This window comes from Bacillus sp. AY2-1 (assembly GCF_008368965.1).
In the GTDB taxonomy this organism is placed as follows: domain Bacteria; phylum Bacillota; class Bacilli; order Bacillales; family Bacillaceae_G; genus Bacillus_A; species Bacillus_A thuringiensis_S.
The window spans coordinates 126227-138282 of record NZ_QPEL01000052.1; the positions used below are offsets into that span (position 1 = coordinate 126227).

Sequence of the window (12056 nt, forward strand, 5' to 3'; positions counted from 1 at the left end):
AGGCATCACTACAGGGTGATACCTCTTTTATTATTTTACGAAAAATACACCTTTGTATGTAATATTTAAATGTTACATTCAGAAACAAATTAATCTATAATTTAATATACAAATATAAAGAGGTGATTTCACAGATGCAATCCGCTACACAACTTTCTGATGAACAGAAACACTCTATGTCATGGGGACAATTTATTAGCTCCGTTTTATTCGCTTTTTTCGGAACTGGACTCATTACCTTGTTCCTAGCAATAATGCCCTTAACAATTTATACGGCTAGTCTTACAAATAAAAAGCAAATTGCCCTGTATGAATCTATTGCAAACACCGCAAGTATAGGGTTACAACTAGCCATGTTGTTATTCTTTATTTTTAAATTCAAACCTGCGAAAAGATTATTACTGAACTCTTTTAACTTTAAAGCACTGAAAGAATGGCGCACATACGTATATTTACTTCTTTTCTTCGCTATAAACATCATAATCAACTACTTCTTATTAAATTATGTGTTCCAAGACGCAACAAAGCAACAATCTTCCGCACTAAACTTAGACGTTTTTAAGCAATATCAAATACTATTACTTCTCGGATTTGCAATACTCACACCAATTTTTGAAGAACTTATTTTCCGTGGTTTTATACTTCATTTCTTCTCTGAGCGCTTTCCATTTTGGATTGCAGCAGTCTTAACAAGTTTCTTCTTTGGTATCGCTCATACATACTCACTTGGAGTAATGGTAATTACTTTCTTCATGGGATTATTAATGGCTATTTTATGTAAGAAAACAAAATCCATTCTTCCAGCTATGTTATTTCATATTATAAATAATACGTTGGCATTCTTCAGTTAAAAAGAGGTATCATCACGATACCTCTTTTTACTCTTTTATCACAACTTCAAACTCTTCTTCAATTAGCACTTTTTGATAATCCGTATCATTACTACCCATTTCTATCAATTTATACATATTTATTAATAATATCCAAAATGAACCTGATGTAGTAAAATATAACTCATTACATAAAAGGAGATTATATATGTTTAGCTTCCTTTGGATTGTTTATATGCCACTTCTTGTCTTATGCGGATTTTTCGGTGGTATTTTTTTAATTATTACTAGTATTAAACATCGGAAATTATTTGTTGGTTTAATGGGGGTACTTAGCTTTTCCTTTGTAACGCTACCTTTTGTTTTTTGGAGCATGGGGTGAATAGCGAGACAATCCTCCCTATTTCAACTACTTTATACTGGATATTGTTTTCTTTAACTGGATTATTAGCAGGGGTAAGGGGATTACAAATGAAAATTAAAAGTATACGCAACATGGGATTCATTATTTTTATTGCGGGACTATTAGGAGTTATTTTCTGGGAACTCATGTCTGCAGGTGATTCATTCTATATCTAATTGCATCTTTTTATAAGAAAACAAAAAAGCAGGAAATTTAATTCCCTGCTTTTCTATTTGGTTTATTGCCTGATTGTAAGAAGAACGATAACACCCAAGCAATACCTGCTAGTATCGTTGCAATTAAGAAGGCATCGTTAATACCGTTAATTGCAGATAGCTTTGAAATTTGTCCATATAATAGTTGTGTGCTCATCGCATCTCCTGCTTGAGCTGATCCGGCAATCGCTGCTAAACTTTGCCCCATACCGTGTACTTTATCAACTAAAATTGGGTTTGATGTTGTTAACATGTTGCCGTAATCTGCTACGTGAGCAGTTGTTTGTTGCGTCATAAGTGTGATTAAAATCGCTGTTCCGATTGAACCAGCTACTTGTCTTGACGTATTTTGCGTTGCTGTACCGTGAGAAATTAATTTCATCGGCAGTGCGTTCATACCAGCTGTCATAATTGGCATCATAATGAATGACATACCAATTGAACGTATAATATAATCCGTCATAATAACGCTATACGGTGTATCCATCGATAATTTTGTAAATTCATATGTCGCATACGTCGTAATTGCCAATCCAATTATCGCTAATGGACGAATGCCATATTTATCGAATAATTTACCCGCTACTGGTCCCATGATCCCCATAATTAATGATCCTGGAAGAAGTAGTAAACCAGATTCAATTGGCGTAAAGCCACGAATGTTTTGCAGATATACTGGAAGCAATAACATACCCCCGAATAATGCCATCGTAACGATTGCGTTAATTACTAAAGTAAAAGTAAATACTGGATATTTAAATACTTGTAAATCAAGCATTTTATTGTCCGTTGTTAACTCTCTCCAAATAAATAACGCTAAACCAATTACACCGATAACAAGTGAAATAATGACTTCTGCACTAGTCCAACTATTATTTCCAGCTTCACTAAATCCGTACAATAAGCTTCCTAGTCCAATACTTGAACTAACAACACCGAATATATCTAATTTCGTTTTAGACACTGGCTGAGCTAGTGTAAAGAATTTTAAAGATAGGAACGTAATAATTAAACCGATAATAAACATCGCATAGAACATTAAGTTCCAGCTATAGTTTTCAATCACCCAACCTGTTACAGTTGGTCCGATAGCTGGTGCTAAAATCATTGCAACACCTAGTAATCCCATCGCCGCTCCGCGCTTATGAGGCGGGAACAATGTCATAAAGATATTCATACCAACCGGCATTAAAATACCCGCACCAACTGCTTGAATTACGCGGCCTGTCATCATCATTGTAAAGTTTCCTGAAGTAGCGCAAATGATAGATCCTACTGTGAAGAATAACATTGCCGCTACAAATAATTTACGATACGTAAATCGTGAAACTAAAAAGGCACTAATCGGCACTAAAATACCATTTACAAGCATAAACCCTGTAATTAACCATTGCGCCGTTGAAGTTGATACGTTAAATTCATTCATTAACGGAGGCAATGCAACGTTAATGATTGTTTGGTTCAAAATAGAAACGAACATGCCGAGAATTAATACTGTTACAACTGCTTTTACATTTACATCCTCTATAGGCATAGACGTTTGTTTTTTCGGCATTTCTTTTTCTTGTTTTACTTCTTCTTGCTTGCCTGTTTCTAATTCAACTACATTAGAAATTTCGGCTTCTTGCTTTTGTTCACTTTCTTTCTCTACTGCTTCTAGCTTACTTACTTCTATTTTACTTACGGCTGGGACTTGTTCTTCTCCCACGTTCGTTTTTTTCTTTCGTAAAAGACGATTTACAAGGAAGAAGACGATTATACAAAATAGTGCATATCCTACAATTGCAATTGAGGACATCTCATCTCCCCCTTACTTATGAATACGAACTGACACATTCATTCCAGGAACAATATTTACTGATTTGCTATGATCTAATGAAATTTTAACTGGCACTACTTGTGTTACTTTCGTATAGTTCGCTGTTGAATTACTTGATGGTAACATCGAGAATGTATTTGCTGTTGTTAAACCAACTTGTTCTACTTTCCCAGTTAACGTTGTATCTGGGTATGCATCTACATACACGTCTACGTCTTGACCTTTCTGAACATCATCAACATCTGTTTCTTCAATGTTTGCTGTTACCCATAAATTGTTCATATCAAATGCGTAAGCAATCGGGCTACCTGCTCCAACGAAAGCATTTGTTGTTGCGTTTGATTGTACAACCGTTGCATTTTGTGGAATTGTTACATCTACTGTTTGTTCTCCATTAGCTGCTGCTACAGTAACAGCTCCTAATTTATCGTTCTCATTGTAATTTTTTCCAACTTCAGCTTTCCAGTCAGTTAGTTTCCCTGCTACTGGTGAAGCAACCGGAATTACCTTTCCATCGATCTTTGCATTGTCTGTTTTTAAGTAATTTTCCGTTTGGTTGTAATAGTAATAACCGACAATACCGCCGCCAACTAGTACAATTAATGTGATAATGTTGATAATTACCATTCTTCGAAACTGATTCATTGCATTCCTCTCCTTATATCGCATATAATTTTTTCTAAACTATTTATGTCCTTATTGTTTAGATTGTTTAATTGTTAATTATATTAACCTTTTAACGAAAAAATCACACCATCTGCAGCGTAAATCGAAACTTATCTACCTGCGAGCGGTGCTGATTTCTGAAGGACTATCGTTTATAATTATAAATAATTATTTTGAATCTACAACCGACAATTTACGTATGAAATGTTGCTTAAACAACAATATAATACCAATATGTTGTTTAAGTATAGAAAATTAAACGAGGAGAAGTAAAATGTCTATTAAAAATACAAATGATCCACGTGTAAAGCGAACGAGACAACTCATTCAGGATGCTTTTGTCGCTTTAGTAGGCGAAAAAGGCTTTGAAAATGTAACTGTGCAACATATCGCAGAACGTGCTCCTGTAAATCGCGCTACATTTTATAGCCATTACCATGATAAATATGACCTATTAGACAAAAGTATTGAAGAAATGTTAGAGAAGCTAGCAGAAGTAATTAAACCGAAAAATAGAAATAAAGAAGATTTTCAACTTACATTCGATTCACCTCATCCTACATTTTTGGCTTTATTCGAACATATCGCAGAAAATGTAAACTTTTATAACGTTATGCTTGGGGATAAAGCTGCCGGAAACTACTCTTATAAAATGATGAAAACGATACAAGTGCATTTAACATTAAGCTTGTCTATTTCACAACCAGATGACGAAGATCTTATGGTTCCTCGTGATATTTTGATTAGTTATGTGACAGGGGCTCACATCGGAATGATTATGTCATGGTTAAAAAGAGGAATGATATATACCCCGCATTTTATGGCGATGCAATTAACTCGTTTAATTATTTTAGGCGCTCATACTGCAGCAGGATTAGAACGACCTTTTTAAAACATAAAAAAGCGAAGGAAAATCTCCTTCGCTTTTTCTATTAATTAAATGTAATGTTATGTACAGCATCCTTATCAAGACGTTTAATAACTTCTACAATTAACTTTACTGCATTTTCATAATCATCACGGTGTAACATTGCTGCATGAGAATGAATATAGCGCGTTGCAATTGTAATTGCCATAGAAGGAATACCGTTTACAGCAATATGAATCGCACCCGCATCAGTTCCCCCGCCCGCTACTGAATCATATTGGTATGGGATTTGTAATTCGTCAGCAACATCAACTACGAAATCACGTAAACCTGTATGTCCAATAACAGAAGCATCATACAAAATGATTTGTGGTCCATCGCCCATTTTACTTTGCGCTTCTTTTGACGTTACACCCGGTGTATCTCCAGCGATACCAACATCTACTGCGAACGCGATATCTGGTTTAATATAATTCGCAGATGTTTTTGCACCACGAAGACCAACTTCTTCTTGTACAGTTCCAACGCCGTATACAACGTTTGGATGCTTTTCATCTTTTAATTGTTTTAATACATCAATTGCAATCGCACAACCGATTCGGTTATCCCATGCTTTTGCAAGTAACATTTTTTCATTCTTCATCACTTGGAATTCAAAGTAAGGTACAACTTGATCTCCTGGTCGTACGCCCCACTCCATTGCTTCTTCTTGGCTAGAAGCACCGATATCGATGAACATGTCTTTAATTTCAACTGGCTTTTTACGTGCTTCTGGAGGTAAGATGTGCGGTGGTTTTGAACCAATTACACCTGTTACATCTCCTTTACGCGTTACAATCGTCACGCGCTGTGCAAGCATAACTTGTGACCACCAGCCACCCACCGTTTGGAAGCGTAGGAAACCTTTGTCATCAATTTGCGTAATCATAAAGCCAACTTCATCTAAATGACCTGCAACCATAATTTTCGGGCCGTTTTCTTCCCCTACTTTTTTCGCAACTAAACTTCCTAAATTATCAGTAGAAAGCTCGTCTGCAAATGGCTCGATATATTTCTTCATTACTTCGCGTGGTTCACGCTCGTTACCGGCAATACCACGTGCATCTGTTAATTCTTTTAGCATTGTCAATGTCGCGTCTAATTTTGTCATTGCCAACACCCTCCTTTTTCTTCAGTCAATTCATTATACAATAATTAAATTGAAATATTCAAAAATTAAATTAGTATCCTTGTGTTTGACGCTGATGATTTACTTCATTTTTATCTAAATACGCTTTTTCAATCTCTTCTTGCTCAAATTCAAGTGCTTGTCCAAGTCGAAGATAGCTCGTAAATAATTCAATATAGTTTGTAATAGATGGTTGATCTGTAAAACGAATTACTTTCGCGTATGTGTCTAAGAAAATTTCCACTTGTGTTTTATTCGTTTGTGCACATTTATAGAATAGGAAGTTTTTATCAATCCCTAAATCAATTCCGATTGATAAAATAAAATGCAAACCATCTACGTATTCTTCTAATATTACTCCACGTTCCGAAGCTGGTTTGTTGCTCCAATATTTAAAACAACGTGTTTCATTTGCAAGTTCTCCAATTTCTACAAGAAGAGCTAACATTTTTTCTTTTAACAATTTTTTCGGTTGTAAGTCATGTTCTTTTGCAATACGGTCATCTAATTCTTTTTGTAATTTAAATAGTTGTAGTAAGTCCATTCTATTGCCCTCCTCCAACATCGCATTTTACGCAACAATGTTGTTTCATCTCAAAGTTCATTATTATGTTTCAGTTCTTATGAATAAGTCAGCTATCTACCTCTTTATAAAATAGCTTGTCCTTAATTTACAAATACGTTTCAGTCATCGCTCTTAAATTGTTCATCTGATGAAAGTTCCATATCATCTTTCCATTATAGCAGTGTCGTTTCGGCTAGGAAAGATACTCTTCTTTCCAAAAGAGCAGAATTAAAAAAAGCCAGGAGGATTCTCCTGACTTCACATATATATTCTTCTATACCGCTATAGTTTTTATATTAATTTTGTCATATCGATAATAGCACATCCGTTAATCTTTAGAACTTCAAACTTCTCTCTGAATACAAACAAAAAACCTTAGAAGAAAATTCTTCTAAGGTTTCAACTAATTAATTAGTTAATGTTGTTTTTTGCAACTGTTGCTAATTCAGCGAAAGCTTTTTCGTCATGAACAGCTAAGTCAGCAAGCATCTTGCGGTTAACTTCGATGCCAGCATTTTTAAGACCGTGCATTAAGCGGCTGTAAGAAAGACCATTCATACGAGCTGCTGCGTTGATACGTGTAATCCATAATTTACGGAAGTCACGTTTCTTTTGACGGCGGTCACGGAATGCATACATTAGAGATTTCATAACCTGTTGGTTAGCAACCTTGAATAATGTATTTTTTGAACCGTAGTAACCTTTTGCTAATTTTATAACTTTTTTACGACGTTGACGAGTAACTGTACCACCTTTTACTCTTGGCATAATATTACCTCCTAATTGTTCTATATATCAGCCGAACTTATTTTAAGTTGTCAAGCATTTGACGAATGCGTTTGAAGTCACCAGCGCTTACTACACCAGCTTTACGTAGTTTACGTTTAGCTTTTGTAGATTTGTTAGCGAATAAATGGCTTGTGTAAGCGTGAGAACGTTTCAGTTTACCTGATCCAGTCTTTTTGAAACGCTTTGCAGCGCCGCGATGAGTTTTTTGTTTAGGCATAGGTATTTCCTCCTCTATCTATTACTTATCGTTTTTCGGTGCTAAAACTAAGAACATACTGCGTCCTTCCATTTTAGGCTTAGATTCAACTGTACTAACTTCAGCACAAGCTTCTGAGAAGCGATCTAAAACACGTTGACCGATTTCTTTATGAGTAATGGCACGTCCTTTAAAGCGAATTGACGCTTTAACCTTGTCGCCTTTCTCTAAAAACTTGATAGCATTACGAAGTTTTGTGTTAAAGTCGTGTTCATCAATTGTTGGACTTAAACGAACTTCTTTCATGCTAATTACTTTTTGATTTTTGCGCTGCTCTTTTTCTTTCTTCTGTTGCTCAAAGCGGAATTTACCGTAGTCCATAATGCGGCATACTGGCGGTTTCGCATTTGGAGCAACTAATACTAAATCAAGATTAAGATTTGCAGCTAAGTCTAAAGCGTCATTACGAGACTTGATTCCAAGTTGATCGCCATTTGCGCCAACTAAACGTACTTCACGTGCACGAATTTGCTCGTTAATCATCATATCCTTGCTAATAGTAAGCCACCTCCAAGGTTTTCTCAGAACATATTTTGTAGTCATAGAACCCGACAAAAAAAGTGCGGGCATACGACACCCACACTTGTAAAATCTTAAGTAAGAAATACATTTACCTGCTAACTGCGAATGCGTCCATCAGGTGAGAAGCGGGTGCTTCTACTTGTTCCACAAAACAATATTCTATTATCCTTGATGAGTTTATCATAGGACATGACGTCTGTCAAGAAGACGCGATGTGTTTTACTAACAACAAGAAATATTGTAACAAACAACTAACATACTTGCAATACTTTTTTACGATAAGTGTTACATGGGTATTTTTTCTAATTCCCCTCAAGTATATTACATAAAAAAGCCGCGGTATACCGCGGCTTTTTCTTATCGTTTTCCTTCTACTTTAATCATGTCAACAAAAGCATCTAATGCGATTGTTTCTGATTTTTGTTCACCATATTTACGTACGTTTACGCCGTTTTCAGTTACTTCATTGTCACCTACTACAAGCATGTACGGAATTTTTTGCATTTGTGCTTCACGGATTTTGTAACCAATCTTCTCTTCACGAGTGTCTAATTCAACACGGATACCAGCACGACGCAATTCGTCTTGTACTTTCTTCGCATAGTCTAAATGTACTTGCGGAGAAACTGGAATTACTTGTACTTGAACTGGAGCTAACCAAGTTGGGAATGCACCTTTGTATTCTTCAATTAAGAAGGCTACGAAGCGTTCCATAGTTGATACAACACCACGGTGAATTACAACTGGACGATGTTGCTTACCGTCTTCACCAACATAAGTTAATTCAAAGCGTTCTGGAAGTAAGAAGTCTAATTGTACAGTTGAAAGTGTTTCGTCTTTTCCAAGAGCAGTACGAACTTGAACATCCAGTTTTGGACCGTAGAATGCCGCTTCACCTTCAGCTTCATAGTAATCAAGACCCATTTCATCCATAGCTTCTTTTAACATACCTTGTGCTTTTTCCCACATCTCATCATCCGCATAATACTTTTTAGTATCTGCTGGGTCGCGATAAGATAGACGGAATGAGTAGTTCTCTAAACCGAAATCTTTGTACACTTCTAGAGTTAAGTTTACAACACGTTTTAACTCTTCTTTAATTTGATCTGGACGAACGAAAATGTGCGCATCGTTTAAAGTCATTCCGCGTACACGTTGTAATCCAGATAACGCACCTGACATTTCATAACGATGCATTGTTCCAAGTTCCGCAATACGGATTGGTAATTCACGGTAGCTGTGAATATCATTTTTATAAACCATCATATGGTGAGGACAGTTCATTGGACGAAGAACTAATTCTTCATTATCCATTTCCATTGATGGGAACATGCCATCACGGTAGTGGTTCCAGTGACCAGAAGTTTCATATAACTCTCTGCTTCCTAATACTGGAGTGTATACGTGATCATAACCTAAGCTTGCTTCTTTATCAACGATGTAACGCTCGATAATACGACGAATTGTTGCACCTTTTGGTAACCAAAGTGGTAAACCTTGTCCTACTTTTTGGCTATTAGTAAATAGTTTTAATTCTTTACCTAATTTACGGTGATCGCGCTCTTTCGCTTCTTCAAGCATACGTAAGTGCTCATCTAGTTCTGCTTTCTTAACGAATGCAGTACCGTAAATACGTTGTAACATTTTATTATTGCTATCGCCGCGCCAGTAAGCACCTGCAACGCTTAATAATTTAAACACTTTAATTTTCCCTGTAGATGGAAGGTGAACACCACGGCAAAGGTCGAAGAATTCGCCTTGCTCATAGATTGAAATAACTGCATCTTCTGGAAGGTCGTTAATTAAATCTAATTTTAACTCATCGCCAATTTCTTCAAAGCGACGAAGTGCTTCTGCACGTGGTACTTCATGACGAACGATTTCTAAGTTCTCGTTCACGATTTTTTGCATTTCTTTTTCGATTTTCTTGAAGTCTTCAACTGTAATTGCTTCTTCCATATCGATATCGTAATAGAAGCCATTTTCAATTACTGGGCCAATGCCAAGCTCAAGCTTAACATCTTTATATAAACGTTTTAACGCTTGTGCTAAAAGGTGGGCTGTTGAATGGCGTAAAATATATAAGCCATCTTCAGAATCTAATGTAATAATAGAAACTGCACCATCTTCTTCGATTGGTGTAACAAGATCGATCATCTCATCGTTTAATTTTCCAGCTACAGCTTTTTTCTTTAAGCCTGGGCTAATAGAAGCTGCGATTTCTTCAGTTGTTACGCCTTTTGGAAACTCCTTCACAGCTCCATCAGGGAAAGTAATTTTAACTACATCTGCCATCACTGGTCACTCCTCTTTTTCTCAAAATAAAAAACACTCATCCCATAAAAAGGGACGAGTGTTGAATTCGTGGTTCCACCCTTGTTCCAATTAACATGATCGTTAATTGCTCAAGTTCAACATAACGGTGTTGTCCGTTAGCAATTACTAAAAGAATCGTTCACTGCTAAAGTTTAGAGGTGGTAAGTAATAATCCCGTACTAGGAAGCTCACACCCTAAGGCTTCCCTCTCTGAAAATCGTAGAAAACTACTCATGTCCTCATCATGACATTTCGATATATTTCATTTATGTAGGTAATTATATGCTCAAAAACTTAGAAAATCAAGGGCGTTACCTTTATTTTTTAAATTTTTCACATTGCGCTCAAAATCATGTAATCCATGTAATTGGACCCGTTCTTGAAACACATTTCGCAAAGTAATAATCATATTATGGTCTTGTTCCTTCGTATATAAATAAATCTTTTTTGGCGAAATAGAAAGAAGCGGCGCAATTACTTTTGTATCAATATATACATCATTTTGCTTTAATAATTCTTCATCTATATATTGGACCAACTTCTCCTGTTTTAAACGTCTACCTTTATCATCATAAAAGATAAAGCTTTCATCAAAAATAAGATGCACACAGGACAAGCGTGATTTACGGCTACTCACTTGTTGCCGAAGCGTTTCAATGAACATTTGGTATTCTTGCTCCATCTTATACTCATCAATTGCCACTTCCGCAAGTTTAGCCACCATTTCCCTATATGTACGAAGACGAAAACGGATATATGATGAAAACGAGAATGAGAGCGGATCACAAAGCCAATTATTTAAAGAAGACTTAATATATGACTCAAATGCGTTACGAGTTAAATCCTGAGCTACACCTTTTCTTCTTCCCTTTAAAATCTCATGTGCCATGTGCAATATTTGATGACACTCTTCTTGTTCTTCATAAAAAAACTTTTCTTTTAAGATCGTATAAATCCACTCATTTTGTTTCACATTCACAATGAAATACACCATTACTGGCAATAAGATCTTTTCAATATAATTCGATTCATGTACTGGTATGTGAATCACCACTTTTTGCTCCTGTAAATACACACTCGTTTCCTTATATAACACTTCCGCTCTTTTCAGCAATTGTCTATATACGTGCATAGCATCATTTTTTTCTTCGAAGCAAATTTCAATCACTTTTGTCCCCCCTTTTATCCCTGCTCTAAAGGACTGTATCTATACGTTACAAATCCTATAAGAGTCCTTTCCGCGTGAAGTTCACTCTTAGTAGAATTACATTTCCTATCGTTAGAAAATCCACTCAATCTGGCTTGCTAATTTTATATATATTAAGGGAGGGAGAAAAAAATGATACAAGCTACTATGAATTTTTTATTGTATACTTTATTTATCACTAAAAGGGGGTATCCGAATGTTCGAATATAAATTCGTAAAAGTCGAATTCCATTGGGGGCTCACTCGCTCAAAACTAGCTGAAGACTACCAAGAAATTATTCAAGAACATGCTAGAGATGACTGGAGGTTCGTACAGATTGTCGCCCCTACGATTGGCAGTTCTGGACAACCTGAATATTTCGACCTCATATTTGAAAAGAAAATATCACTATAATACAAAAGAGCAAGCTTCTTGAACTGCACCCCAATTGT

At 36.0% G+C, this 12056-nt stretch carries 12 protein-coding genes, 1 pseudogene and 2 other annotated features; of the genes and pseudogenes, 4 read left to right on the forward strand and 9 right to left on the reverse strand.

All coding sequences use genetic code 11. From position 1 onward, the window contains the following. Positions 1-134: 134 nt before the first annotated feature. Entirely contained in the window at positions 135-851 is a 717-nt protein-coding gene (locus tag DN403_RS13580) for a CPBP family intramembrane glutamic endopeptidase (RefSeq protein ID WP_001190242.1), read from the forward strand. 187 nt (positions 852-1038) lie between these two features. After that, positions 1039-1409, forward strand: a pseudogene (locus DN403_RS13585) (DNA-binding protein). Between the two features lie 37 nt (positions 1410-1446). Here the strand turns inward: DN403_RS13585 and DN403_RS13590 are convergent. Together DN403_RS13590 and DN403_RS13595 are read right to left on the reverse strand one after the other, a co-directional pair. Further along, positions 1447-3246, reverse strand: coding sequence for a DHA2 family efflux MFS transporter permease subunit (locus DN403_RS13590; protein WP_000094778.1), 1800 nt, complete (start codon positions 3244-3246; stop codon positions 1447-1449). Positions 3247-3258: 12 nt separating this feature from the next. Then, complete coding sequence (locus DN403_RS13595; RefSeq protein WP_001071423.1) at positions 3259-3912, reverse strand: HlyD family secretion protein; 654 nt, start codon at positions 3910-3912, stop codon at positions 3259-3261. Positions 3913-4207: 295 nt separating this feature from the next. On the opposite strand from DN403_RS13595, the gene DN403_RS13600 reads away from it, so the two are divergent. Further along, on the forward strand, positions 4208-4825 hold the full coding sequence (locus tag DN403_RS13600; protein ID WP_000023661.1) for a TetR/AcrR family transcriptional regulator: 618 nt from the start codon (positions 4208-4210) through the stop codon (positions 4823-4825). Positions 4826-4865: 40 nt separating this feature from the next. Here the strand turns inward: DN403_RS13600 and DN403_RS13605 are convergent, their stop codons facing one another. From DN403_RS13605 to ytxC, 7 genes are all read right to left on the reverse strand, one after another. Then, a complete protein-coding gene (locus DN403_RS13605; protein WP_000163554.1) occupies positions 4866-5951 on the reverse strand; it encodes a M42 family metallopeptidase in 1086 nt (361 codons plus the stop codon). A 70-nt stretch (positions 5952-6021) separates the two neighbouring features. Next, on the reverse strand, positions 6022-6513 hold the full coding sequence (locus tag DN403_RS13610) for a dUTP diphosphatase (protein ID WP_000365052.1): 492 nt from the start codon (positions 6511-6513) through the stop codon (positions 6022-6024). Between the two features lie 432 nt (positions 6514-6945). After that, positions 6946-7302 (reverse strand): 50S ribosomal protein L20, encoded by a 357-nt coding sequence (gene rplT / locus DN403_RS13615; protein ID WP_001138362.1) that lies wholly within the window; start codon positions 7300-7302, stop codon positions 6946-6948. A gap of 37 nt (positions 7303-7339) precedes the next feature. After that, positions 7340-7540 carry a 50S ribosomal protein L35 gene (gene rpmI, locus DN403_RS13620; protein WP_001125945.1) on the reverse strand — a complete coding sequence of 67 codons (201 nt, stop codon included), beginning with the start codon at positions 7538-7540 and terminating at the stop codon, positions 7340-7342. 21 nt (positions 7541-7561) lie between these two features. Then, the gene (gene infC / locus DN403_RS13625) at positions 7562-8065 is read right to left on the reverse strand and encodes a translation initiation factor IF-3 (RefSeq protein WP_000973215.1); all 504 of its coding nucleotides are present in this window, start codon (positions 8063-8065) and stop codon (positions 7562-7564) included. 62 nt (positions 8066-8127) lie between these two features. Beyond that, positions 8128-8248: a sequence feature (ribosomal protein L20 leader region), on the reverse strand. Positions 8249-8458: 210 nt separating this feature from the next. Continuing rightward, positions 8459-10396, reverse strand: coding sequence for a threonine--tRNA ligase (gene thrS, locus DN403_RS13630; protein WP_000786077.1), 1938 nt, complete (start codon positions 10394-10396; stop codon positions 8459-8461). 47 nt (positions 10397-10443) lie between these two features. Beyond that, positions 10444-10672: a binding site (T-box leader), on the reverse strand. A gap of 31 nt (positions 10673-10703) precedes the next feature. Continuing rightward, positions 10704-11585 carry a putative sporulation protein YtxC gene (gene ytxC / locus DN403_RS13635; RefSeq protein ID WP_000569624.1) on the reverse strand — a complete coding sequence of 294 codons (882 nt, stop codon included), beginning with the start codon at positions 11583-11585 and terminating at the stop codon, positions 10704-10706. Between the two features lie 235 nt (positions 11586-11820). Between ytxC and DN403_RS13640 the strand changes: the two genes are divergently transcribed. Further along, a complete protein-coding gene (locus DN403_RS13640) occupies positions 11821-12018 on the forward strand; it encodes a DUF4177 domain-containing protein (RefSeq protein ID WP_000464454.1) in 198 nt (65 codons plus the stop codon). The last annotated feature ends 38 nt before the right edge of the window (positions 12019-12056 follow it).

Excerpts from the sequence above, each read along its gene's own strand:
- DN403_RS13605 (WP_000163554.1), bottom strand. The coding sequence starts at position 5,951 with ATGACAAAATTAGACGCGACATTGACAATGCTAAAAGAATTAACAGAT.
- DN403_RS13590 (WP_000094778.1), bottom strand. The coding sequence starts at position 3,246 with ATGTCCTCAATTGCAATTGTAGGATATGCACTATTTTGTATAATCGTC.
- infC (WP_000973215.1), bottom strand. The coding sequence starts at position 8,065 with ATGATGATTAACGAGCAAATTCGTGCACGTGAAGTACGTTTAGTTGGC.
- DN403_RS13610 (WP_000365052.1), bottom strand. The coding sequence starts at position 6,513 with ATGGACTTACTACAACTATTTAAATTACAAAAAGAATTAGATGACCGT.
- rpmI (WP_001125945.1), bottom strand. The coding sequence starts at position 7,540 with ATGCCTAAACAAAAAACTCATCGCGGCGCTGCAAAGCGTTTCAAAAAG.
- thrS (WP_000786077.1), bottom strand. The coding sequence starts at position 10,396 with ATGGCAGATGTAGTTAAAATTACTTTCCCTGATGGAGCTGTGAAGGAG.
- DN403_RS13640 (WP_000464454.1), top strand. The coding sequence starts at position 11,821 with ATGTTCGAATATAAATTCGTAAAAGTCGAATTCCATTGGGGGCTCACT.
- DN403_RS13600 (WP_000023661.1), top strand. The coding sequence starts at position 4,208 with ATGTCTATTAAAAATACAAATGATCCACGTGTAAAGCGAACGAGACAA.
- DN403_RS13595 (WP_001071423.1), bottom strand. The coding sequence starts at position 3,912 with ATGAATCAGTTTCGAAGAATGGTAATTATCAACATTATCACATTAATT.
- rplT (WP_001138362.1), bottom strand. The coding sequence starts at position 7,302 with ATGCCAAGAGTAAAAGGTGGTACAGTTACTCGTCAACGTCGTAAAAAA.
- DN403_RS13580 (WP_001190242.1), top strand. The coding sequence starts at position 135 with ATGCAATCCGCTACACAACTTTCTGATGAACAGAAACACTCTATGTCA.